The sequence below is a fragment of the Leptolyngbya sp. FACHB-541 genome (genome assembly GCF_014695875.1).
Taxonomy (GTDB): Bacteria; Cyanobacteriota; Cyanobacteriia; order Elainellales; family Elainellaceae; genus JAAUTN01.
The window spans coordinates 32,094-51,559 of sequence record NZ_JACJPC010000014.1 but is presented as its reverse complement, the minus strand read 5'-3'; the positions used below and the strand labels follow the sequence as shown (position 1 = coordinate 51,559).

Genomic DNA, 19,466 nt, shown 5'->3' with positions numbered 1-19,466 from the left:
TATCCCAGCAGGACGATGTTTTGTATGAACTTCTTGAATCCGAGACACTGAAGCTCTGCCCGTTCTGTGGAAGTGACGACATCAAAACCTCTATTCATCTCAAGGGAGTGGAAGTTAGCCAGCCATATCATCTCTATTCAATCTTCTGTTGTTCATGCAATGTTGCAAACAGCATGGATGATCCAAAATCTCTAATAGATTGGTGGAACAGTCGTGCATGAAAGCATTTTGCCAATTTTGTTTAGTGTTGACACTACACTTGATACCATGAGGCAGTAGATGAAACTGTATGTGCCTAGCCGTAGACTCGGCAGTCGAATGGTCAAACGAACCAAAAAAGATGGACATGGCGGCGTTCGCCCCGGTGCTGGTGCCCCTGGGAAAGAGCGGTTAAATACTAGGCGCGATCGCCTGGGACGATTGCTGAGCAAAAAAGTTGTCAGCACTCGCTATCCAGAAGATGTTTACGCAGTCTTGGATGCAATGAACTCGGAGGAACGCCACCGACTAATTAGAGAAGCGGTAGAGGCGCATCTTATTGCTCTAGGCAAGTTGCAGCCGCAAGAGCCAGATGCAGATGAAGTTTAGCGATCGCTCTCTTCAATTGAGGCTCAAGCTTTAATCAGAGAAGCAGTTGAGAAAGAGTTAAAAGCTAGAGGGTTTCTAAAGCTTAGGAATTCCCTGCTTGGTTAATTCACTTGAGAATTTCACCTCAACGAAGACTCGAAATTGAATTGCTGAGGGTAAAACTTCAATTGCTTTTCTAATCTCAAAACTAGGGTCTAGTTGTTCTGTCTCACAGGATTGAAATTTGACTACTTCCTCAACATCGAAAATAGTCCCCGAAAAGTTTCCTTCTGGAGTGTCACGAAACTCAATAGTATTTCCTTTAGTTGGAGGGTATGGCATGACAGTAGAGAAAGCGCCGTAACCTATGGTTTCGTTAATGCAAATCAATATTGTCCAAACGTATACTCTGGGTCGAGCTTCTGTAGGTAATGCATTAGATAAACTCATAAACATCGCCCTCTTGAAATTTGACTTGTTTTAACTATCTAGAAGTAACGTTAAATCAGTTTTGCTACTGTTGATTAGATGCGATCGCCCCTAATCCAAGTTTTCCAAGTTAAATTGTCCTTAGTCTACCTTGGTAATTCGATGGCAACTCCTGAAATCTCAATCTCTCAACTAATTGAGCAGCAAAAGCAATTAATCAGTGTTTTGCAATCTGAAGCGCAAGGCGCTCAAGGTGGAGAGGTGATTAGAAACACAGTTGAAGGTTTAACAGGTGCAATCGAAGGCTTGAAAAGCTTGCGAGCAATTAAGCGTGCTGAAGAGGTAGAATGACCAACCCGATCGCAGATAACGCGCCCAAAGAAGTAATTTTGTTCACCAACGGCATGGTGGCAGTGTTCAATGCCGTTGGTGAACAGATGCCAGACTTCCAAGGTGAGCGATCGCAAGTGATACAGCAATTGCGGAATGCTGATCTTAGTGAGTGCAAGTTTTCTGCTGGAGTTTGGGGAAAGAGCTTAGAGCCGATTTCTCAAAGTCAGTTCTTTGATGAAACCTGGTTGCCTACGGCAACTGGCTAACTTCAGCCCCAACTTCCCCATCTTCAAAAACAGACACTTGAATCCATCTTCCTGGGTAGCGATCGCCAATCTTCTCAATTAAATCCTCAGCCATCTGCTCACAGCTCTGACCTCCCATCTCTCCACCTGGGAAGTTAGCGCGGCAGAAGTCCAAGAAGTCGTGAAACTCGACTTCCCGATCATCTCCAAATAATTCAATTCGAGCTTCGATATGAAACAGGTGACGGTGACGGTCAGCCAAGTATTGGCGATCGCCACTTGCCCCAGCCCAGCAATGGAAACCGGGAACCTGGAAGCGGGCGATCGCTGTGGTCATTGAGACGGTTGGAACAGTAGTAGTTGCAATCATGATGAGTTCAGATGTTTGAGCGAGTGTTCCCTTTGCGGCAGGGTGTTGACATGCATGTGCTAGGTAAACGATTTGTCGAATTCGCCCTGATTTGTAAACAGGTAAGCGTTTTGCCTAATGGGTCGTTTTACCCCTAATTTGTTAACTAAAACCGACAGGCGATCGCACGTTTTTTTGTGTGAGTTTTGTCGGTTCGCGAGGGCAAGTCTCGTTTAACGAGGTGGCAAAGACCAAACCTCTCTAGACGATCGTCTTGTAGATACAATGCGGACAGCAGAAAGATGTTTTGAAAGAGCAAGGCAATGGCTGAGCAACTAACAGTCCGTAAACTTTTGCTTGATGGTGATGCTGGATTAATTCCACGACTTGAAAGGGCGTTGCAACACGAACGTTATCAAAGTCGATTTCAGTTGACTGGCAAAGCGCTGAAGATCAACTTTAAGTTGGGGGAGATGGTTAGCAAGATTAGTGGACAATCTGTCCCCGAGCGAATCTTAGTTACTCAACGTATAACTTTGTCCGTTGAAGTAGAAACTGATGCATCTAATGTTCAAGAGCTGAATGTTTTATCTGCTCAGTTTCAAAATGCAGTGGACTTACAAATTTCTAGCTGGTATTCATTCAATCATCGACGGGGGCTGGACTGGATAAGTGATGTTCAGGGAACGGCAAACTCTCAAGATGTCCGAGGCGGAGACTATCTGGGAGCTGATCTCAAAATGCAATTAATTGCTAAACGCATATTTGAGTTCAGATACAGTGAGCAAGAGTACGAATAATAACTGCCTTTGCACAACTTTCAGCATTGATGTCGAGCCATACTAATCAGTAGTAGGGGGCTGCTCTGAGACTGGGTTGGGGTAAATCTGACAACCCAGTTTCTTTAAGCTGTTGAGATGCGATCGCCAGTTACGTTGCTGCATGAATGACCCATAGGCGGCTGCCGCTACAGCCTTGTTATTGCCTCTGGGACTGTCCTTATCCGCACCGTAGGCATACATGAAGTTTCGGGGCATGTCTCCGAGAGCTTTGCCCGCGCAGCGCTCCCGATAGCCACTTGACCAGCGAACGCAGGAGAGCCAGCTTGAGGAGTCGCCGGAGTTGATTGGCATCGCGTTGAGCCATTCGTTTGGGGTCAGCCCCAGCAGATGAATCCAGAGGTGAGGATACTTGCGGTGTCGTTCCCAGGCAGTGGCGACAAACCGTTTCCGAGTCTCCCGATCAGCCTGCACCACGTTGCCGAAACAGATGCGGTCATAGCGCTCAGCAAGGTAGTCAAAGTAGTCCCAACCATCGTTGAATGGGTGATAGACCGGAATGGGTTTGCAGCCCATCTCCTCCAGCATTGCCCTGGTCTTAATCTTGTTCTCCCGTCCGCCCTGGTCTAGCTCAATAAAGCCCCAGCACTTATCTCCCAGTCGCCTGTAGATTTCGACGTAGCGCTCCAACAGTTCTTTGAAGCCGTCAATCTCGTCGGGTGGCATGGCAAGTGCCTGATCCATTGAGCAGCGGTGTGCCTTGGCGTGCTCTTGGGTCAGGTGAAAGATGCCGGAGTCGATGAACAGCTTTTTGCCGCTGTCACACCACTGCTCAATCTGCTGGAGAGCTCCTTCACCCTCCAGCTCGTTCACAGCAATCAGCAAGTGGTCATAGACCGGCTCGGCGATCGCCAGCCGTCCTACTCCAGATGCCAGAAAATAAACATTCTCCTCAGCAGGGTCAAAGGTTCCCCCACCGGTGCGCTTAACCCCGCTGGACACTACCAGCCCCCTTGACGTTCTCATATTGGTCAAGGATGTGCCCAGCAATGTACTCGTCTGGCTGCACCATCACCAGCCGTCGTTCCTCACCCTTGACGGTTAGTGGCACGAACGGACCAGGATATGGGGCAAAGATGGCATCGCCGGAGAGGTAATCTTTCCAGGACTGCCAGCCAGTGAGGACATCGGCGACTACCAGGACATGGTTGCCAAGCTGCCAGACCTGACCTCGTTGAACCTGGTGGCGTGGCTCTGCGATCACAATCTCTACCAGTTCCAGCAATGAGCCGTCCGATCGCTCCAGCTCTGACTGATCATCGTCGTCGTGAGCGTCTTGCCTGCTGAACTGTGGCGATCGCCCCTCATCTAGCTCATGCGATGTGTCTGGTTCGGGGGGTGTTGGTGGCCCATCCTCACCAAAGATTTGTTTGCCCTGGAAGTCTATCACTCCCAAGTCAAACAGACTGCTGCATTCCTCCAGACTGAAGCCTGTCATCTGCAGATCAAAGTTCATTTCATCCAGCGCTGCCATCTCCAACTTCAACGCCTCAAAATCCCAAGGGGATTCTGCAACCTTATTGTCAGCAATGCGGCAGGCTTTCTTTTGCGCTGGCGTAAGGTCAGTTCGCTTAATCACCGGAACTTCAGTTAGCCCCAGCTTCAGCGCTGCCATCCGTCGCCCGTGCCCTTTGAGAATGACGTTATCCTCATCCACGACGATGGGCACATCAAAACCATACTCAATGATGCAGCTCGCCAGCTTATCAATCTGGCTCTGTGGGTGCTGTTTGTTGTTGTGGATATAGGGTGTGATCTGGTCGATTGGCACCCAGACCACTGTAGGCAAAAACTTCTTAGCCACTACTAGAGCCTCCCTGCCACTGTGAAGGGAACGGGAGTTGGCAGATGGGCGATCGCAAAGATAGCGCCCAAAATCACCCCTGCCGTTAGGGTTTTGAATTCAATCACTTGTCGAACCTCGCAGTAGATGCTAAATCTGCGGTAACGTTCCCTCAGTTAAGAGAGGTCGTTTGCAGTATTGGAAGGCTGGTAATACGTTCTGGGGTTTCTGCCACGTCTACGCGCAGCAGTTGAATGTGAGGGTCTAGCTCGATTCGAGCAAAATAGAGGCACAGATCCTCAGTCGTTCCGCCAATGCAGAGCGGGTGTTCATTGACCACTTCAGGCAATGCTTCTGCCCATGCCTTCAGCAGCATTTCAACTTCAATCATGTCGATGCCATACATCGCACTCACCCCCCGAACTGCCTGGAGATGAAGTGTGATTTGGAAGTTATGAAAGTGAGTGTCAGTCCAGATCGGCGGATTGCAGTGTTTGCGGCGAATGGCTGTGCTGATCTGGTATTGGAACGTGGTTGGTACTCTGCCTTGGGTTGAGGCGATCGCCTCCAGATAAGGTGCAGCAGTGCCCTGTAGATGCTTTGGGTAGTGAAATTGGGGGTTCATTATTGAATTCCGAGAAACTTGTGAAGTTGTAGGCTGAGGCGACAGTTGGTGTAGCGCTGGAGCAAATCCATTACCAGCGGCAAGGTTTTCTCGCGATCGCCCCACTCCGGCTGGAGGAAGATAGAGCAAGTGGTTTTAGCCAATTTGGGACGGTAGAACCACACTTCCTGACCACTGGAAATGACTAACTTAATTTCGTTGGCACGTCGCCACCAGCGCTCATCAACTGGATATTTAGGGCTGATGTGTTCCTTGGGTGAAACCGTAACCCAAACTGACTCGGGCAGCTCTTGCCAGAATGCTCCAGAGGTTTCGATCGCCACTCGTTTACCGTTGAACTCGAGGGCTTTGACCAGCTCCGGCAGGTTGGAATGGATGAAGGGTTCACCACCAGAAATCACCACAAACGGGGATTTTAGCTCAGCGATTAATTCGTCGAGCGATCGCATGGTTCGGGGGGTATCTTTGCCGCCATCGGCATAACCTGTATCGCAAAAGTGGCATGACACAGGGCAGCCAGATAGCCGAATGAAATCAACTGGTGTTCCAGCCCAAAACCCTTCCCCCTGAAGAGTCTGCTGAAACGTCTCATGAATGGGAAATAAAATGCTCATGTGCGCTAGAAAGAAGTAGCACCATAAAATTCCCGCACTCACTATGAGCCAAGATTCAATCATTGCAGCTAGTGCCTATCGCGCCTATGGGCACAGCGTTGGAAACAAAAACTATCGGGGGGAGACGATGCCCAACTGGGAGGACTTACCACCGGCTATTCAGGTCGCGTGGCAGGCTGCAACTAAGCACATTCTGTTTCTCGCCGAGCATCCTGATGCAATCCCGTCACAGCTTGCCAGTTTAGAGGCAAAGTGGTCAGGCTGGTTTCCACTTCAAGAAATGAGTTTCCCCCGAACTGGAACTGAAATTTTTAATGATGCAGTTCGCCAAGTTAAAGACTCGAGGAGTGATGATGAGTGACCCATTGGAGAATCTTCCTCAGTCAGATCCCAAACTCAAAGAAGCTGCCGCCGAGATTGATGCGATTTGTAAGAAGTATGGCATCGCTGCTTTTTATGGGCTGGCTTCATCCACTCATGCAGAGTTCAAACTGAACTTCCCTAAGTGGTCAATGATCTCAATTGAGGAGCAAGGGTTTAGGTTCCGTGCCAAGTCAGCAGAGCCGGAGCGGTCAGAGGCTAGCATTCATCTGGCTTATTCTCTACGTGACATCGCAGGTTTAATGTTTCAGAACCTGGAAGCTTTAACTCAAGCCATCAGCCAACGTCTGGACATTGAGCATACTCCGTTCTATAAGATTTGGGATCTGGACGGCTGGCAGAAGCCGAGTTTAGGAGCAGCTCCGTTTGAGACGATTGATTTTAAGAAGAAGGGTAGGGGCAAGAATAAGAAAAAAGGATTTGGTTGAGGGGGCGAGCGCGTACCTTGATTTCAGTTGTCGAGTCATCTAAAGTTTTCCACTGAGACTGAAGCTTCAAGTGCTTCTTGCAGGCAAATGACGGTTCAGTTGCTTTAACCCTGCCAGACCTCCCCTTACCCAGACTTAGGTTTTCAGGTTTGCCTACGTTCGTGGTCTGTATTCCACTGAATTGATTCCATTTGGAACGATTCTGCAGATCCACCCAAATCAGTCTATTATGTAGAATCATTCTGTCGATCCACCTGTTTTGGAGTGATATACAGAATTATTCTGCCTATTCTCCGAAGCTGGGTGGATCGGCAGAATCGTTCCGTCTAATTAATAGTTCGACCGCAAGGTTATCTCTGGGGCGGTTTACTAGCATTATCTGTTTGACTCATCGAAGATGGCTGAGATATCTGGCATTCTTCGATGCGATCGTACATATACACTGCACTGAGCATCCAAGGTTCTCCTTTACCGTAAGTTGTAGCTTGAACCCAATCCTCTGATGGAAAATGCCCGATGGGGGTGCTGCTTGAACGATCAGGTTGATCCCAAGCCACCTCATCCATAAAGGCATCATAGGTTCTAAACTCATCGTTAGATTGTGTAGCAATACGTTTAAAGATCTGCTGCTGAACACTCAGCCCAAATCGCCCATCACTGTGCTTTAACCAGAGATTGTCAAGTATTTCGAGGTCATGACAGGGATACTGTTTGATGGGTTCATACCAACCCGTGAGCTTGCCTGATAGTAGGGCGACTCCCCACATCTTCCAGGTGGAGATTCCCCAATTAGACTCTCTCAAGATGATATCAGTCGTCTGCTGGTCAGCTTCCTGCCACTGATGGGCAGCAAGTAAAGCTTCCAATCTTCCATAATTGGTGTTAGTCATCTGCCAACACCCAATTAACAGGAGACCAGATAGCCCTAGAAGCAACCATTTGACACGAGGCATTGATGTTAATCCTGCTACTGAATTATGCTTAAAACTCTACCCAATTCTGTAAGAACACCAATCAGTGAAAGCAAGTAAAATCAACTCAAACCTGTTGAATATGGTCGAACACTGCGTTGGAACGGCGGAGCAGGGGCGATCGTTTATGATGCAGAAGTTGGTTGCCGCCGTTCAACTCTGCCGTTAGGTCGCAGAAGTTGTTGTTCAGCAATTGCTTTTAACTAGGCGCGATATATGGTTAGGCAACGCCCTTATTGGTACTTTTTAGTTCTGTGGGTAATTACAACCTTGTTGGGCTTTGTCTTACCCGTCTATGCAAGCCTGAACTTGCCCCTTTCTGATCTGCGTCACTGCATTTTTACCGGATCGCTTCTGCTAGGTATTTTGCAATGGTTCGTCCTTCGTCAAAGATTAAGACAAGCAGTCTGGTGGATTCCTGTTACAGCTCTTGGGGGCGTTTTATGTCTCTGGTTGGGGTTTGTATTGTCCAGTGTTTTTCTGTTTGCCGAACCCCTACCTTTACAGTTGAATCTCAGCATTGGCTACGCTGTCAGTGGTGCTTTGCTTGGCTGTGGGCAATACCTTGTACTTAGGAGGTATCGCCAAGCGCAGTTGCTAATTGTTATCGACTCTCTTGCTGCCAGTATCAGCCTTCCTAGCTTTCTGCTAATCCAAATTTTGGCATCACCAGCCTTCTTTAATAATCCCACAATTCCTGAGAGCTCTGATTGGCTGCGGGCTGCTATTAGAGGAGGAATAGTAGCAGGCATGATTCAAGGAACAGGGTTGTTGTGGGTTCTCAAGCAGGGGCAGAGGAATGCAACCTAACCAGTGCGTTGCAACGGAATGAGGACAGCTTTTGGTGCTGAGTTCGATATTATTTGCAGCCGCTGAACGCGATCGTTAGGCTGCTGTGTCCTGGTAAGAAGAATAGTCTTGAAGGTTAAAATTCTGATACCTCTGTTTAGAACCAGAAGCTACGTGAAAGAACATAAAACCTTGACGTTCTCTCTCTATGACTATTCTTGCGAGTTGATTGATAAAGAACGGAATCATTACTTGAATCTTGAAGACATAAAAAAACTCGGTTTATCTGAGGAGCTTATACAGAAGATTACAAATCTTGGTAGCTGGTACTCCTCATATCTTAATCCCGTGTATCAAATGCTCCCTTCTCTTTGGCAGCAACAGGTATGCATTGCCTTCAACCGTGAGGCTAACGCTGTCTTTGAGGATGTTGTTGCTGCGCTTCCACACATCAAAATTATCAAGGGTTTCACAGACATCAACGAAGATCCGGAGTTACGGGAATACTTGCTGCATCCAGTACAGTTTTGTAAGAGGAAGGGCATTTCAGGGTATGACCAAATGTAGTTTGGTGAATTGCCGCATCCTAACCCTTCATTGCACCGGACTGTGGAGAGCGATCGGCTAGGATTGAAAGGTTGCTGGCAGCCGGTGAATGTCGCCGTTGTGCCGCCTCAACCTGTTCATAGAGGTATGCATTTGAGAATTATCTGTTTGAGTGCAAAGTTCTAAGGAGCTTGGCAGGCTAAAGGCCTTGTAGTAACCTTTGAACAGCTTTGGGCGATCGCCATTTACAGCAGCCACCGTTTCAAGCTTGATTAGCGGCTTTAACCTTGACCTAACACAGCGATCGCACACCTCAGTCTCAGTTGTTGAATCATCCGAAGTCTTCCACTGGGATTGAAACTTCCGATGTTTCTCGTAGCAGGAAGCTTGGCAGATATCACAGAACACATCACCTCTGACAGGACTTGCCGCAGAGGTCGCAGAGTACAACTTGAGACATGGCTGATTTTAGCTACCGGAAACTTTTATTATCAGTAGCTAGACTTTAACATCAACTTGCGGCATGGTGGAACTTTAGTACTACCAGTACTTATGGAGCCTCCTGACGTGGCAACGAATTTAGTTAAAACTGCTGCTTCAAGTCCCTTCATCCAGATTGTTGACCGAGACATTATGGAGGAATTGCTAAGGGATAAACGCAGCCCTAACACTCGCCGCACCTACGCTAAGGGGCTGGCGATGTTCTTTCAACACATTGCTAACCAAGAACCCTCACCGCAACTGATTGAGCAATTTCTGAAGCTTGAGCGATTCACTGCCATTCAACTTGTTCTAGGGTACAAAGCCCATCTGATGGAGCAAGGTAAAGCTGAATCGACTGTGAATACTCGTATCTCAGCGGTTAAAGCGTTGGTCAAGTATGCTCAGAAGATTGGAAAATGCAGTTGGAGCTTAGAAGAAGTTCAATCTGAAAAGGTCACGTCTTATCGAGATACTACAGGCATTGAGTCTGATGCATTCAAGCGTCTGTTTGAAATTCCTGATCGCTCTACCCTCAAAGGCAAGCGAGATTATGCATTGCTTCGGCTGCTGTGGGACAACGTTCTGCGCCGCAATGAAATCTGCGCTGCTGACACGGGCGACTTTGACCCAGACACCCGCAGTCTATCCATTCTGGGTAAGGGCAAGGGAACTCAGAAAGAGAAGATTTCAATTAGCAGTTTAGGTTCTGAGGCGATCGCCGACTGGCTAGAAGCACGTCAGGAACGCAGCCCCTATGAACCTCGCTCACCGCTATTTATTGCCGTTGACCGTGCCCACTTTGGACATCGGTTAACTGGCGATGGATTGTATTACTTGGTCAGGTATGAGTTTGCAGAGAAGGCAGGCATTAAGAAGATTTTCTCGCCGCACCGGTGCCGCCACAGCGGTATCACAGCAGCCCTAGACCAGAGCGATGGCAATGTTAGATCGGTGCAAAAGTTGAGCCGACATTCCAACCTAGACACGCTGCTTAAGTATGATGACAACCGCAAGAATGCTCAAGGGGAGATGACTGACCTGCTAGCTGGATTGATTTAGTCAATGACTGGTACGAGAAGGTTGAACATAATGGCAAAACATGAATAAGTTAGCCATTTTGCATCCTTCATCAGAATCAATACAGGCTGAATGCTACTTAGCTAAAATCAAAGGAATATCTACTATAAAGCAAGGCTCTACACATGCTCAGAAGGTTTTTGAGGCACACATTGTTGAGCGTTAAAGACTGGCTAAAACTTCTTGCGACACCAATTGTAGAAACCCGTGAACTGACAGTTCCGCTTATAGTCCTAGCTACTATCTGTCTTCTGATTTGGAAGATAGGTGTCCCAGGATGGTCAGAGTTTGGGTTAAACGCATTCACTGAGGTAATGGGTATTGTCGTAACGATCGTTTTTGTGGATCAGTTAATTCGGCGACAAGAGCAACGCAGGACACTGCCACTTCAAGTTGCCGCCTATGAAGATGTGGCAAGACTGGTCGGATTAATCATTAGATTTTGGAACAGTGCTTTCTATGAATCTGTTCCTCAAACCCTTCCACCGTTGCTAATCGCTCTATGGAACGACCCTTCTAACCGTCACGTCCCGCAAACACCACCACCGTTAACGGTAGAACAGTTATTTTCCCTGGAATCAATTGATGCAATAAGAATGTGTCTTGACTTAGATAGTCAACCAAATGTTGCTCCGCCTCGAACCTGGTGGAAATGGTTGGAACAGAACGACAAGGAGTTTCGTTCTAGAGCGGAACATATTCTCGAAAGACATGCAGCAACCCTTGATCCAGAAGCGTATGCTCTTGTCCATCGACTCCTAAACGACTTTCTACATACCGGCACAGGAATTCCGATGATTGAAACCATGAAATTTGTGGATCAACAAAATGGATTTCCAAGACCTCATGCTCTTGCATACTACTGGTCAACTAGACTGCAAGACCTTGAAACTATAGTCAAATTAAATGAGTGGTGTATTCGGAAGAAGATTTTTTTTGAAAAAGTTGGTATGGATGGGCTGAGTAGTCCTGTGTTGAAGCTCCACGTTTCCCACCTAGCTGTATCTCCACCTTGCATGATAGATCCTCAAAAAATTTTAGAATGCAACCTTGCTGCTCAAGTCTATTGGGAGAATTGTAGACAGCAAGCGAATTAGATTGGTGTTTAGGTCTCCAGTTCGAATACTTTGGGCGATCGCCTATGACTGATTGGAGTCCACAATATAAAAACGCCATTGCAGCTTTGGCATCTGCAATCTATGAGCAAAAGACAATTCTTGAGGGTCAGAACATTTCTTTGGAAGACCCATTTATCTGGGACACCGCAAACGAATTGCTTGATAGACGGCTACAGAACATTGCCTACGCTGTGGAAGAGCAGCTAGATTACGAACTCAGTTTTCATCAATGCAGTATTGCATTAGTTTGGAATATCAAAGGTTTTACCCCTTTGGACTGGGCGCACTGGAGGAGCGATCGCCATGACACCAGCACAGCTTGAAGTATCAAAGGCTCTCGCAGGCTGCGTTTTCCTGCCTGGGAGCTATGAGAAGCGATTTGCCCGTCACATGGCAGCGATCGCCATTGAGGAACCGGAAAAGTCGCTGACAGAGAAGCAGTTAGCCTTTTTAGAGAAAATGCTGCATCGCTACCGCAACCAACTAGGTGGACTGCACTATTTTCGAGCGGTTCATGGGGAAAAGCTTTTGAGGCAGCTTAAGGAGGCGATCGAACAGAATAATCGTCCGTCTATGTTTGATCCTCACCCCCAAGCTGGAGATGCTGTGCTGGGAGGTCAGAATCGCAAACCCGGGACAGGAGATGCCGTGCTAGGAGGGCGAAACGGCTCCAGGACAGGCTTGTAGATACCGTAGGAACTATAGGGCGATCGCAGTTCGCACACATACCTATGGAACCCACACCCCCCGAACCAAACTTTACTCCAGAGCTAGACCAGCTCGACCTGGGAGAACTCGACACCTTTCGAGTTGCCCGATATCAGGCTGAGTTTCCTAAAGTTTTGGGAGGTTGCTCTCTATTTCTCAGTGGGTTAGACCGGGGTTTGATTGTTATTTTCTCCGCTGAATTCAGGGCAGTAATTGAAGCTAACCTGGTCGATTTGCGCCTGCAAGCCTGGTATATTTGCGCCGCTAGCTCGATTGCCTTTTACTGCGAAAACGACCTGATTTATAGCGCTGCTACCCGCCTGCCTGAACTAGTTTTGCAAGATCCACTTAAACTAGAAATCAAAAGTTTGGAACTTGTAAATATGGCAACAGCAACTCTTCAGGACCAACAGGCGATCGCCCCTGCTCCGTCTAATACGTCTAAGACAGTTCAATCAGCAATACCGTTAACCATCCCGACTCTCAAAACTCTAGCCCCCTACGCAGAGCGCAGCCACCAGCCGCTTGAACAAATTGCAGCTCAAATTCAATCCTTGGGGCAGCTCGTTGCTTTCGACCCCGACACAGGCAGCTACAAAGCCACAGAAGAGGCGATCGCCGCCTGGGTTGATTATTGGGTTCAAACTCAGACTCAGCAAATCATTGCCCAACAGAAGGCGATGCTGATGGGCTTAGGAGAGACCGCTGCGCCAATCGCTACGAATGGCAAAGTTGAGACACCCCCCGAACTGCAAGCCGAAGAAACTGAAACTGCCTCGCCAAAACGAGGACGCAGACGCGGCGTGCCCCGCTTCAAAAACTTCCAGAAAGCCAACTCCCGCAACCGCACCATTGGTAAGTTCCTGGAAGCTCAGGGCTGGGATGATGGCAAGCGAATCGAAATGGTCGAGCAGATTTCTGAACTTCCGCTAGAGCCACCCAGTGAAGATTCAGAACTGTCCTACGCCGAACACTGCCTTGAGAAAATCTTAAACACCTACTCCACAAAGCCCACACCCAAAATGCGGGCTGAGTTCATCTCCACCGCAAAAGAGATGCAGGGCAAGGAGGAAGTCAAAGTTCAGGAGGCGATCGCTTCCTAAACTTGACCGAGGGAACACTAACAGCAGTAGATGCTTAAGCCCCGCCACTGGTGGGGCTTTTATTTTTCGCGTATGCGAAAGTCTAGAAATTCAGAATCGCGATAAGCCAATGGGCTGACAGTCTGACACGCTGAAATGCTGAAGAGTTCAACGTGTAGACCGAATGAATAAGCCGAGACGCAAACCGGGTAGACCTAGAGGAAAAAAGTCAGACCCTAATTACGTTCAAATTTCGGCTTATATCACCAAAAAAGTATATACAGACATGAAAATCCGTTGCTTTCAAGAGGATAGGGAAATCTCAGAAGTCGTACAGGAACTTCTTGAAGGTTGGTTATCGCGTACCCAATAACCCGCAAAAACACGGAGTCAAACCTTAAAGCTGCAAGCTACAACTAGAAAAGATCGCTGGTATCTCCATCAGGTTTGCGTGTTCATACTGTATCGAGGCTGGTTAATCTTCGCTGTACCCATTTGCCAAGGATACGAAGCACATTGCTTCTCCCCCGATGATTTCCAGTCCTATACAGACTGGGCGACCTACCAAACGGCAAACGAAGCAGTTGAAGCGGGAAAAGATTTCGTAGACCAAGATTTTTTGGAGTTAGCAGCGCTAATTGAAGATGTTGAAGTGCCAGATACGCACCTGGCTATTGACTCAATGGGAATTCGAGTTAGAAAACTCAGTTGAGCCGATCTTGGCAAACGCAATCCAGTCATCTGCATAAGTTCGAGATGGATCAACTTCAACGCTATCTCCGTCAATGCTGACAACCCGATAAATAAACGGAGCAATTTCCCTTAGCACCTCGTTTTTAGGGTTGATTGGACGACCTTTGGCATAGCGGTTAACTGTGCCAAGGGCGATCGTAGAACCTGCGGCTTGCATCTGGCGATGAAGTTCTCGTTCTGACCAGCCGCGCAGCTTCAGCGTGGCTTTAATTGCCTTTGCCAAGCGTTGAATCCCTTCCGGGGTGTAAGTGATTTGCGCCTCAGACACATCTACCGCAACAATCTTCATTTCGTTGATTTCCCGAATCTTACTTAAGATTACCCAACTCTTGTCTAAAGTGTCCAAATAGTCTATTTTTTGTTAAGGTGTCTAAGGTGTCTAAGACACTCATACGGCAAAAAATACCATGCCTCAAACTCTAGTTCTTAACATTGGGCAAGAAGTGTCTACTTCCAAACGCCCTTACGTCTCGAATAAAACACACATTCTGGCTAAAGCACAATCCGCTCTTTCGCCGACTTTGTATGGCGAAGCATTAACAATGCAGGATTGGATTGACTTGGCTATCTTCATGCAGGCAGAGGCAGAAAAAAACCTTGACCCCGAACAGCTTCAAGCAATGCTGGAACGGTTCAAGCAATTTAAAGCCCAGCCTGACAATGCCTGAATAGCAGAGAGGCGATCGCACTACCAATGCGTCGCCCCTCTTCAAAATGCTGTGCCGCCTACTTCCCCAAGCTGACAGGCACATTGTGCAAACCCACACGCAAAAGGAAAAAATTGCGATGGATACTCTATTTGTATCACCTGACGATGGTGCTCGTCAGGATTGTTCGGCACAAAACGCCGTTACAATCAACCGAACTTTTAAAAATGCCCGTAGGAAATTAAGGCTTTCTCAGAGAGAGTTTGCAGCTCAACTTCAAGTTGATTTTGTGTGGCTCTCAAAGCTTGAGAATGAGCGGCTTCCCGTTCCTGAAAATCACGCTGTAATTATGGCATTGCTGCCCAAGTTAGCGGCGATCGCCAAGCTCGACTTAGAGTGGCTTCAATCCCTAAAACTTTACTACCAGACAGAATCTTCCCCACCAGCGTTTGAAGTCGTCTACAAAGCGCTGGGGAGATGACGAATGCCTGTCAAACCCAACTCTTGGCTATCTGCCCACGCGGATAGCTACCGCTTCTATTGCAAGCTTGCGGCCCTGAATCCTGCGATGCCTTCCTACTGCCGCAGGCTTCAAGGTCGGGCAGTCGCAATCTTATCTGAAATTCCCGAAGCTCAACGCGCCGAGTTTCAAAACTTGGTTGGGTTAACGAGCGACCCCTTGCGGGGATCTCGTTGAGATCGCAAGTGGATATAAAGCTCACTTTATTCACCTCATCATTTCCGCACTATGCACACGCTTCCAGACATCCAACCAACTGAATTTCGGTTGCTTTTAAGGTCTGCTTTGTGGAGCAATCCACAGCAGCTTAGAGGCAATTACAGATACCTGGAAGATGCTTTGGAAGACTTGCAGAGTGCGGGATATGCGATCGCACAAATTGTCAAAGCCGAATGGTTAAACCCCAGAGGTGAATGGCAACAATACAAAGATTCCTTACTCAAGGAATTGATTGCGGAAGTCCTTGAATCTAAGGCTTTGGCAAAAAAATAACCCCGCAACTGCGTCAACAGTTCGGGGTTTTGTTGTTTATCGAATACTTGCTTCAATTATGACACATGAATTAAAGCTGACCAATCAACTAGTCCTGTCGGAACAAGATGTTCTAGATGTTGCTGTCACCTTTGAGGAGGTGAGCAGCGATGCCTAGAAAGTTTAGCTCCGAGGCAGATAAACAGGCGTGGGAAGAAACCGTTTTAGAGGATTTCAAGGCGCAAGAACAGGCAGTAATTGAAGCTGAATTGTATTGCCAAAATCTTTGTGAGGCATTGATTAAGGCAACGGACGCGAACCTATCTAAAACCTCATACCGGTTGCTCAATTACCTGAATGCACTATATCCATTTGGCGATCGCTACATTGATATGCCAAACCAAGGAGAGCTTGCTCTAAGGCTTGGTGTTACCAGGCAAAGCATCAACACAGCCCAAGCAGAAATTGAGTCTGCTGGACTTTGGAGTTTCAGGATTGAGAAATGGAGAGGACGAAACTTAAGTGTCAAAAAATCCCGACAGGTGTCAAAAAAATTTGACACCCCTGATGATGATCAAGTGTCAAACTCTTCTGACACGGTGTCAAAAAAAGCCGACTCTTCTACAGAGGATTTGACACTTTGTCAGCTAAATTTGACACCTCAACCTCTAGAAGTCAGTAGCAGCAAGGACTCCGGCTCTCCTATAGATCTTTCTAGATCTTTAAATCAGATCGGTTTAAAAACTGAGAGAGAGAAAGGTGTTAAAAAAACTTCAAATTCCGAGCCAGAAGGAACAAAGAGTATTTCCCGTTCTGTTGATACCACCTCTTATCAATGGAGTGCGGCCACCATTGAGTCTCTACAAAAAGATCTTCCAGAGTTCTGGAACTACATGCTCAAACGTACAGAGGACTACAGCACCCGCAGAGTCAAATCCCAAAGAAAAAAAATTGATTCGATAGAAGACTACGCTCTTACCAAGATTCAAAACGATGGTTCTAGGTTTTATGAAGAGTATGAAATTGAATCAGGACTAAAGAAGTCCCCATCCAAAGTTAAACCTGGAAAAACTCCTGATGCAGCACTCCGTGACCGCCAGCTTGAGGAGTGGCAGCAGGCAAGTCAAAACCTCAACAGACTTTATGACGAGAATCGGTTAGAGGACTTGTTTGCTGCACTGGAGCGTCGGCTCAAGGGCGGCCCGACTTACCCGGCTGACCCTAACCAGGTGAAGTGGCTAGTAGACCAAAACCCACATTGGGAAGTGCGCTATGAGTCAGGGCAGCTAATTCGTGTGTCTCTGGAGGTGTCTGATGCTGGAGATTTTTAACGAATGGGCAGAACTGGAAAAGTATGAGCATCTCCAGTGGTGTCTTCAGGAGGCGATCGCTGCTAGACCTGACTGGGTTTTGATTCTGGAGTTGAGTCGCCACAGTGCAGATGGTTCTCCTGTGTGGACTGCAATGTTGTATCGGGCAGATGATGTAGAGCCTTTCATGAGCTCGGATGTTGAAGCGGCACTTGCCCTTCTAGATGCCTACACCCAGGCATTGGAAGCGGAGCAGACAAGTATTAATGAGGCGATCGCTAATGAGTAAAGGTTTTGGAAAACAGGGCAACAACCCTATAGCAACCTCCGCTGAGGTGTTGCACAAGGCAGCAAGTGAAGCTGGAATGCCGCTGCTCATCCCCATGTTTCCGCCTGGTAACGGGTTAGGGCTTAAGCCGGGTGAGGTCAGGCAAGGTCATTTAGAGATTCGCCCTGGCTGCGATGGCATTGTTGCAGCCGTACATTGTTCAGCCGAGGAAGCTCAGGAAGTCATGGACTTGTTCTTAAGTTGGCAAAGACAGCGAGTGAGTAAAGGTGGAGGCGATCGCCAGTGAAGAAAATACCTGTTGAAGCACTAAAAAGAATTGCTGAAGAGTACGGGGCAGGTGAATTGGTTTTGATAGCTCGGTTCCCCAAACCAGATGAGCAAGGACACAATCTCAACATTGTCACTTATGGGCAAACGGATGAGCAAGCAGGTTTTGCAGCTATGGCAGGAAGGCAGCTTGCAGCGGTTCTTGAAGCTCAGCCCCGATCTCTTCAAGATGCGTTAGAAGTAGCCAGCAAAATACGCCCTAAAGATGTAGAGGGAGGCGATCGTAATGGTTAAGGAATATCCGCACAATGCCCCTAAAGATGGCAGTCTCCTGCTCCTGCGAGTCAAAGTTACCGAGGACTGCGAGCATCGCCTGGAAGATGAAGAAATTTTCACAACGATTGGATTCAACAATCTTGCGAATACAGGTGACGACAAGTGGCAACTTGTGGGTTGGAACTGGTGTGGCGATTGCTTTACTGAGTTAGACGGAGATTTTGAAATACTTGGCTGGGCAGAAATCCCTGAGATTTTGGTGAGAGGGGGCGATCGCCAATGACTGACTCACTTCCACTGATGCCGGACATTGAGCCGAATATCATATTCACCAATGCTTGGTTTAGGGCTGACAATTACCAACCGGCAATCTACTGGCAGCTTAATCAGCAAAATGGGCTGCTCTCTTTGACTGAGGCTAGAGCTAGAGCGCAAGCAATATTTCAGGCTATCGGTTATGCCGAAGGAGAAGCTGCAATTGTCAAAGGATTTGTTCAAATGTACAGATCTTCGGCTCAGCAGCAACCGCCAAAAGGCTTTGGTATTAGCTATTCGCAGCACTTAGCGCAGGCAGAAAATGAAGCGCTCGTGACATCTGCTCACTTGCGCGAGTTTCTTAAAGAAGGGCGATCGCCCCTAATCGAAGGGATTGAAGTCATTTTTGGACTGAAAACCCGCAAGGCTTTAATCAACGTGTTTTGGTATGGCGAAAAGTGCCAGTGGGAAACAGTACAGGCACTCAATCACGCCATTGGGTTGATTGAAACCGCTGAAGCGGCCGAGAGCGATGCCTATTTCCGCTGGTTTCTGATGGAGCGAATCGGCATCAGTGTAGAAGAAGCCTATCCGATGATTGCTGAATTTCAAGGTTTTCGTCAGCGACGGCAATTAGAAGAATTGTTTGAAGGGGGCGATCGCCATGAATCAGCTTGACCTGATTCCCCGCTCACAGGAGCAGATAGCTCCCGGCGTGTGGCACGTCCCAGATTGGCTGCCAATCGACCAGCAAAACGCCGTGCTGACTCTGCTGAGGCACTGCACCAGAAAAGGGTGGTACACACCCAAGATGCTCAACGGAACGCCCATGAAGCACCCGATCGCCTGCATCGGGCTTCAATGGCGACCCTACGAGTACTACGAAGCGCGAGTGCCTGTTCCTGGCGAGTTTATCCTCATGGCGGTGCAGGCGCTAATCGACACCAATCTGCAACGATACCTGCCGTTCACGCCTGACACGGGCATTGTCAATATGTTTCCTCTCGGCTCTAGTTTGGGGCTACATCAAGACAAGAGCGAAGATCAGCCGCTAATCGACGCAGGTAGCCCGATTGTCACCGTCAGCCTGGGCGACAGTGGCATGTTTCGCTTGGGCAATGTGGCCCACCGTGACCCGCCCTACAAAGACATTGAGCTGCGGTCTGGTGACTTGTTAGTGATGAGTGGTCATTCACGGTTGGCATATCACGGCATCACTGAAATCTTGCCAAACACCTGCCCCGCAGATCTTGAAATGCAGTCTCCCGGACGCATCAGCCTCACCATGCGACGGGCAAAGGAGGAGTGATT

Annotated in this window: 35 protein-coding genes; 27 read left to right on the top strand and 8 right to left on the bottom strand. The window is 48.0% G+C overall.

The genetic code is table 11. The annotated features are described in order from the left end of the window. Positions 1 to 279 precede the first annotated feature (279 nt). Positions 280 to 588 carry a hypothetical protein gene (locus tag H6G00_RS00980; protein ID WP_190795227.1) on the top strand — a complete coding sequence of 103 codons (309 nt, stop codon included), beginning with the start codon at positions 280 to 282 and terminating at the stop codon, positions 586 to 588. Between the two features lie 75 nt (positions 589 to 663). On the opposite strand, the gene H6G00_RS00975 is transcribed toward H6G00_RS00980, so the two are convergent. After that, complete coding sequence (locus tag H6G00_RS00975) at positions 664 to 1,017, bottom strand: hypothetical protein (protein ID WP_190795226.1); 354 nt, start codon at positions 1,015 to 1,017, stop codon at positions 664 to 666. A 141-nt stretch (positions 1,018 to 1,158) separates the two neighbouring features. Here H6G00_RS00975 and H6G00_RS00970 point away from each other — a divergent pair, with 141 nt between their 5' ends. Together H6G00_RS00970 and H6G00_RS00965 are read left to right on the top strand one after the other, a co-directional pair. Next, complete coding sequence (locus H6G00_RS00970) at positions 1,159 to 1,347, top strand: hypothetical protein (protein ID WP_190795225.1); 189 nt, start codon at positions 1,159 to 1,161, stop codon at positions 1,345 to 1,347. Then, complete coding sequence (locus H6G00_RS00965) at positions 1,344 to 1,595, top strand: hypothetical protein (RefSeq protein WP_190795224.1); 252 nt, start codon at positions 1,344 to 1,346, stop codon at positions 1,593 to 1,595. The genes H6G00_RS00970 and H6G00_RS00965 overlap by 4 nt, the downstream gene beginning before the upstream one ends. Here the strand turns inward: H6G00_RS00965 and H6G00_RS00960 are convergent. After that, positions 1,579 to 1,944 (bottom strand): hypothetical protein, encoded by a 366-nt coding sequence (locus tag H6G00_RS00960; protein ID WP_190795223.1) that lies wholly within the window; start codon positions 1,942 to 1,944, stop codon positions 1,579 to 1,581. The two genes, H6G00_RS00965 and H6G00_RS00960, sit on opposite strands and share 17 nt — an antisense overlap. A gap of 302 nt (positions 1,945 to 2,246) precedes the next feature. On the opposite strand from H6G00_RS00960, the gene H6G00_RS00955 reads away from it, so the two are divergent. Further along, positions 2,247 to 2,723, top strand: coding sequence for a hypothetical protein (locus H6G00_RS00955; protein WP_190795222.1), 477 nt, complete (start codon positions 2,247 to 2,249; stop codon positions 2,721 to 2,723). A 42-nt stretch (positions 2,724 to 2,765) separates the two neighbouring features. Here H6G00_RS00955 and H6G00_RS00950 read toward each other — a convergent pair whose 3' ends face one another. The 4 genes from H6G00_RS00950 to H6G00_RS00935 all read right to left on the bottom strand — a co-directional run bounded on the left by H6G00_RS00950 (position 2,766) and on the right by H6G00_RS00935 (position 5,784). Further along, a complete protein-coding gene (locus tag H6G00_RS00950; protein WP_190795221.1) occupies positions 2,766 to 3,704 on the bottom strand; it encodes a hypothetical protein in 939 nt (312 codons plus the stop codon). After that, positions 3,688 to 4,566, bottom strand: a complete 879-nt coding sequence (locus tag H6G00_RS00945) for a ParB/Srx family N-terminal domain-containing protein (protein ID WP_190795220.1) — start codon at positions 4,564 to 4,566, stop codon at positions 3,688 to 3,690. Before H6G00_RS00945 ends, H6G00_RS00950 begins: the two co-directional genes overlap by 17 nt. A 151-nt stretch (positions 4,567 to 4,717) precedes the next feature. Further along, positions 4,718 to 5,170 carry a hypothetical protein gene (locus H6G00_RS00940; protein ID WP_199318258.1) on the bottom strand — a complete coding sequence of 151 codons (453 nt, stop codon included), beginning with the start codon at positions 5,168 to 5,170 and terminating at the stop codon, positions 4,718 to 4,720. Beyond that, on the bottom strand, positions 5,170 to 5,784 hold the full coding sequence (locus tag H6G00_RS00935) for a 7-carboxy-7-deazaguanine synthase QueE (RefSeq protein WP_190795219.1): 615 nt from the start codon (positions 5,782 to 5,784) through the stop codon (positions 5,170 to 5,172). The genes H6G00_RS00940 and H6G00_RS00935 overlap by 1 nt, the downstream gene beginning before the upstream one ends. A gap of 43 nt (positions 5,785 to 5,827) precedes the next feature. On the opposite strand from H6G00_RS00935, the gene H6G00_RS00930 reads away from it, so the two are divergent. Together H6G00_RS00930 and H6G00_RS00925 are read left to right on the top strand one after the other, a co-directional pair. Next, the gene (locus tag H6G00_RS00930; protein WP_190795218.1) at positions 5,828 to 6,145 is read left to right on the top strand and encodes a hypothetical protein; all 318 of its coding nucleotides are present in this window, start codon (positions 5,828 to 5,830) and stop codon (positions 6,143 to 6,145) included. Beyond that, positions 6,138 to 6,593: a hypothetical protein gene (locus H6G00_RS00925; RefSeq protein WP_190795217.1), complete on the top strand. Its 456-nt coding sequence runs from the start codon at positions 6,138 to 6,140 to the stop codon at positions 6,591 to 6,593. Before H6G00_RS00930 ends, H6G00_RS00925 begins: the two co-directional genes overlap by 8 nt. 350 nt (positions 6,594 to 6,943) lie before the next feature. Here H6G00_RS00925 and H6G00_RS00920 read toward each other — a convergent pair whose 3' ends face one another. After that, positions 6,944 to 7,483, bottom strand: coding sequence for a GUN4 domain-containing protein (locus H6G00_RS00920; RefSeq protein WP_190795216.1), 540 nt, complete (start codon positions 7,481 to 7,483; stop codon positions 6,944 to 6,946). Between the two features lie 127 nt (positions 7,484 to 7,610). On the opposite strand from H6G00_RS00920, the gene H6G00_RS35990 reads away from it, so the two are divergent. The 10 genes from H6G00_RS35990 to H6G00_RS00875 all read left to right on the top strand — a co-directional run bounded on the left by H6G00_RS35990 (position 7,611) and on the right by H6G00_RS00875 (position 14,079). Further along, positions 7,611 to 7,733, top strand: coding sequence for a hypothetical protein (locus H6G00_RS35990; RefSeq protein ID WP_277881833.1), 123 nt, complete (start codon positions 7,611 to 7,613; stop codon positions 7,731 to 7,733). A gap of 47 nt (positions 7,734 to 7,780) precedes the next feature. Continuing rightward, positions 7,781 to 8,374 carry a hypothetical protein gene (locus H6G00_RS00915; protein WP_190795215.1) on the top strand — a complete coding sequence of 198 codons (594 nt, stop codon included), beginning with the start codon at positions 7,781 to 7,783 and terminating at the stop codon, positions 8,372 to 8,374. 153 nt (positions 8,375 to 8,527) lie between these two features. Further along, positions 8,528 to 8,920, top strand: a complete 393-nt coding sequence (locus tag H6G00_RS00910; RefSeq protein ID WP_190795214.1) for a hypothetical protein — start codon at positions 8,528 to 8,530, stop codon at positions 8,918 to 8,920. Positions 8,921 to 9,119: 199 nt separating this feature from the next. Then, on the top strand, positions 9,120 to 9,257 hold the full coding sequence (locus H6G00_RS00905; RefSeq protein WP_190795213.1) for a hypothetical protein: 138 nt from the start codon (positions 9,120 to 9,122) through the stop codon (positions 9,255 to 9,257). Between the two features lie 209 nt (positions 9,258 to 9,466). Next, complete coding sequence (locus H6G00_RS00900; protein WP_347278132.1) at positions 9,467 to 10,441, top strand: tyrosine-type recombinase/integrase; 975 nt, start codon at positions 9,467 to 9,469, stop codon at positions 10,439 to 10,441. Between the two features lie 170 nt (positions 10,442 to 10,611). Further along, complete coding sequence (locus H6G00_RS00895; RefSeq protein WP_190795211.1) at positions 10,612 to 11,556, top strand: hypothetical protein; 945 nt, start codon at positions 10,612 to 10,614, stop codon at positions 11,554 to 11,556. Positions 11,557 to 11,600: 44 nt separating this feature from the next. Then, on the top strand, positions 11,601 to 11,900 hold the full coding sequence (locus tag H6G00_RS00890) for a hypothetical protein (protein ID WP_190795210.1): 300 nt from the start codon (positions 11,601 to 11,603) through the stop codon (positions 11,898 to 11,900). Continuing rightward, positions 11,881 to 12,264 carry a hypothetical protein gene (locus H6G00_RS00885; RefSeq protein WP_190795209.1) on the top strand — a complete coding sequence of 128 codons (384 nt, stop codon included), beginning with the start codon at positions 11,881 to 11,883 and terminating at the stop codon, positions 12,262 to 12,264. Before H6G00_RS00890 ends, H6G00_RS00885 begins: the two co-directional genes overlap by 20 nt. A gap of 44 nt (positions 12,265 to 12,308) precedes the next feature. Beyond that, entirely contained in the window at positions 12,309 to 13,388 is a 1,080-nt protein-coding gene (locus H6G00_RS00880) for a hypothetical protein (protein WP_190795208.1), read from the top strand. A 430-nt stretch (positions 13,389 to 13,818) separates the two neighbouring features. Further along, positions 13,819 to 14,079, top strand: a complete 261-nt coding sequence (locus H6G00_RS00875; protein ID WP_190795207.1) for a hypothetical protein — start codon at positions 13,819 to 13,821, stop codon at positions 14,077 to 14,079. On the opposite strand, the gene H6G00_RS00870 is transcribed toward H6G00_RS00875, so the two are convergent. After that, on the bottom strand, positions 14,047 to 14,409 hold the full coding sequence (locus tag H6G00_RS00870) for a hypothetical protein (protein WP_190795206.1): 363 nt from the start codon (positions 14,407 to 14,409) through the stop codon (positions 14,047 to 14,049). The two genes, H6G00_RS00875 and H6G00_RS00870, sit on opposite strands and share 33 nt — an antisense overlap. A gap of 118 nt (positions 14,410 to 14,527) precedes the next feature. Between H6G00_RS00870 and H6G00_RS00865 the strand changes: the two genes are divergently transcribed. The 11 genes from H6G00_RS00865 to H6G00_RS00815 all read left to right on the top strand — a co-directional run bounded on the left by H6G00_RS00865 (position 14,528) and on the right by H6G00_RS00815 (position 19,464). After that, positions 14,528 to 14,788, top strand: a complete 261-nt coding sequence (locus H6G00_RS00865; RefSeq protein ID WP_190795205.1) for a hypothetical protein — start codon at positions 14,528 to 14,530, stop codon at positions 14,786 to 14,788. 118 nt (positions 14,789 to 14,906) lie between these two features. Further along, a complete protein-coding gene (locus H6G00_RS00860) occupies positions 14,907 to 15,248 on the top strand; it encodes a helix-turn-helix transcriptional regulator (protein ID WP_190795204.1) in 342 nt (113 codons plus the stop codon). Between the two features lie 3 nt (positions 15,249 to 15,251). Next, the gene (locus H6G00_RS00855) at positions 15,252 to 15,464 is read left to right on the top strand and encodes a hypothetical protein (protein ID WP_190795203.1); all 213 of its coding nucleotides are present in this window, start codon (positions 15,252 to 15,254) and stop codon (positions 15,462 to 15,464) included. 51 nt (positions 15,465 to 15,515) lie between these two features. Continuing rightward, positions 15,516 to 15,779: a hypothetical protein gene (locus tag H6G00_RS00850; protein WP_190795202.1), complete on the top strand. Its 264-nt coding sequence runs from the start codon at positions 15,516 to 15,518 to the stop codon at positions 15,777 to 15,779. Positions 15,780 to 15,928: 149 nt separating this feature from the next. Beyond that, complete coding sequence (locus H6G00_RS00845) at positions 15,929 to 17,089, top strand: hypothetical protein (RefSeq protein WP_190795201.1); 1,161 nt, start codon at positions 15,929 to 15,931, stop codon at positions 17,087 to 17,089. Next, entirely contained in the window at positions 17,073 to 17,357 is a 285-nt protein-coding gene (locus H6G00_RS00840) for a hypothetical protein (RefSeq protein ID WP_190795200.1), read from the top strand. Before H6G00_RS00845 ends, H6G00_RS00840 begins: the two co-directional genes overlap by 17 nt. Continuing rightward, entirely contained in the window at positions 17,350 to 17,643 is a 294-nt protein-coding gene (locus H6G00_RS00835) for a hypothetical protein (RefSeq protein WP_190795199.1), read from the top strand. Before H6G00_RS00840 ends, H6G00_RS00835 begins: the two co-directional genes overlap by 8 nt. After that, a complete protein-coding gene (locus tag H6G00_RS00830) occupies positions 17,640 to 17,918 on the top strand; it encodes a hypothetical protein (RefSeq protein ID WP_190795198.1) in 279 nt (92 codons plus the stop codon). Before H6G00_RS00835 ends, H6G00_RS00830 begins: the two co-directional genes overlap by 4 nt. Beyond that, positions 17,911 to 18,183 (top strand): hypothetical protein, encoded by a 273-nt coding sequence (locus tag H6G00_RS00825; protein ID WP_190795197.1) that lies wholly within the window; start codon positions 17,911 to 17,913, stop codon positions 18,181 to 18,183. The genes H6G00_RS00830 and H6G00_RS00825 overlap by 8 nt, the downstream gene beginning before the upstream one ends. Further along, positions 18,180 to 18,833: a hypothetical protein gene (locus H6G00_RS00820; protein WP_190795196.1), complete on the top strand. Its 654-nt coding sequence runs from the start codon at positions 18,180 to 18,182 to the stop codon at positions 18,831 to 18,833. Before H6G00_RS00825 ends, H6G00_RS00820 begins: the two co-directional genes overlap by 4 nt. After that, positions 18,820 to 19,464 (top strand): alpha-ketoglutarate-dependent dioxygenase AlkB, encoded by a 645-nt coding sequence (locus H6G00_RS00815; protein WP_190795195.1) that lies wholly within the window; start codon positions 18,820 to 18,822, stop codon positions 19,462 to 19,464. The genes H6G00_RS00820 and H6G00_RS00815 overlap by 14 nt, the downstream gene beginning before the upstream one ends. Positions 19,465 to 19,466: the final 2 nt, after the last annotated feature.

Excerpts from the sequence above, each read along its gene's own strand:
- H6G00_RS00980 (WP_190795227.1), top strand. The coding sequence starts at position 280 with ATGAAACTGTATGTGCCTAGCCGTAGACTCGGCAGTCGAATGGTCAAA.
- H6G00_RS00975 (WP_190795226.1), bottom strand. The coding sequence starts at position 1,017 with ATGAGTTTATCTAATGCATTACCTACAGAAGCTCGACCCAGAGTATAC.
- H6G00_RS00970 (WP_190795225.1), top strand. The coding sequence starts at position 1,159 with ATGGCAACTCCTGAAATCTCAATCTCTCAACTAATTGAGCAGCAAAAG.
- H6G00_RS00965 (WP_190795224.1), top strand. The coding sequence starts at position 1,344 with ATGACCAACCCGATCGCAGATAACGCGCCCAAAGAAGTAATTTTGTTC.
- H6G00_RS00960 (WP_190795223.1), bottom strand. The coding sequence starts at position 1,944 with ATGATTGCAACTACTACTGTTCCAACCGTCTCAATGACCACAGCGATC.
- H6G00_RS00955 (WP_190795222.1), top strand. The coding sequence starts at position 2,247 with ATGGCTGAGCAACTAACAGTCCGTAAACTTTTGCTTGATGGTGATGCT.
- H6G00_RS00940 (WP_199318258.1), bottom strand. The coding sequence starts at position 5,170 with ATGAACCCCCAATTTCACTACCCAAAGCATCTACAGGGCACTGCTGCA.
- H6G00_RS00935 (WP_190795219.1), bottom strand. The coding sequence starts at position 5,784 with ATGAGCATTTTATTTCCCATTCATGAGACGTTTCAGCAGACTCTTCAG.
- H6G00_RS00930 (WP_190795218.1), top strand. The coding sequence starts at position 5,828 with ATGAGCCAAGATTCAATCATTGCAGCTAGTGCCTATCGCGCCTATGGG.
- H6G00_RS00925 (WP_190795217.1), top strand. The coding sequence starts at position 6,138 with ATGAGTGACCCATTGGAGAATCTTCCTCAGTCAGATCCCAAACTCAAA.
- H6G00_RS00920 (WP_190795216.1), bottom strand. The coding sequence starts at position 7,483 with ATGACTAACACCAATTATGGAAGATTGGAAGCTTTACTTGCTGCCCAT.
- H6G00_RS00915 (WP_190795215.1), top strand. The coding sequence starts at position 7,781 with ATGGTTAGGCAACGCCCTTATTGGTACTTTTTAGTTCTGTGGGTAATT.
- H6G00_RS00890 (WP_190795210.1), top strand. The coding sequence starts at position 11,601 with ATGACTGATTGGAGTCCACAATATAAAAACGCCATTGCAGCTTTGGCA.
- H6G00_RS00885 (WP_190795209.1), top strand. The coding sequence starts at position 11,881 with ATGACACCAGCACAGCTTGAAGTATCAAAGGCTCTCGCAGGCTGCGTT.
- H6G00_RS00880 (WP_190795208.1), top strand. The coding sequence starts at position 12,309 with ATGGAACCCACACCCCCCGAACCAAACTTTACTCCAGAGCTAGACCAG.
- H6G00_RS00870 (WP_190795206.1), bottom strand. The coding sequence starts at position 14,409 with ATGAAGATTGTTGCGGTAGATGTGTCTGAGGCGCAAATCACTTACACC.
- H6G00_RS00865 (WP_190795205.1), top strand. The coding sequence starts at position 14,528 with ATGCCTCAAACTCTAGTTCTTAACATTGGGCAAGAAGTGTCTACTTCC.
- H6G00_RS00860 (WP_190795204.1), top strand. The coding sequence starts at position 14,907 with ATGGATACTCTATTTGTATCACCTGACGATGGTGCTCGTCAGGATTGT.
- H6G00_RS00855 (WP_190795203.1), top strand. The coding sequence starts at position 15,252 with ATGCCTGTCAAACCCAACTCTTGGCTATCTGCCCACGCGGATAGCTAC.
- H6G00_RS00850 (WP_190795202.1), top strand. The coding sequence starts at position 15,516 with ATGCACACGCTTCCAGACATCCAACCAACTGAATTTCGGTTGCTTTTA.
- H6G00_RS00845 (WP_190795201.1), top strand. The coding sequence starts at position 15,929 with ATGCCTAGAAAGTTTAGCTCCGAGGCAGATAAACAGGCGTGGGAAGAA.
- H6G00_RS00840 (WP_190795200.1), top strand. The coding sequence starts at position 17,073 with ATGCTGGAGATTTTTAACGAATGGGCAGAACTGGAAAAGTATGAGCAT.
- H6G00_RS00835 (WP_190795199.1), top strand. The coding sequence starts at position 17,350 with ATGAGTAAAGGTTTTGGAAAACAGGGCAACAACCCTATAGCAACCTCC.
- H6G00_RS00825 (WP_190795197.1), top strand. The coding sequence starts at position 17,911 with ATGGTTAAGGAATATCCGCACAATGCCCCTAAAGATGGCAGTCTCCTG.
- H6G00_RS00820 (WP_190795196.1), top strand. The coding sequence starts at position 18,180 with ATGACTGACTCACTTCCACTGATGCCGGACATTGAGCCGAATATCATA.
- H6G00_RS00815 (WP_190795195.1), top strand. The coding sequence starts at position 18,820 with ATGAATCAGCTTGACCTGATTCCCCGCTCACAGGAGCAGATAGCTCCC.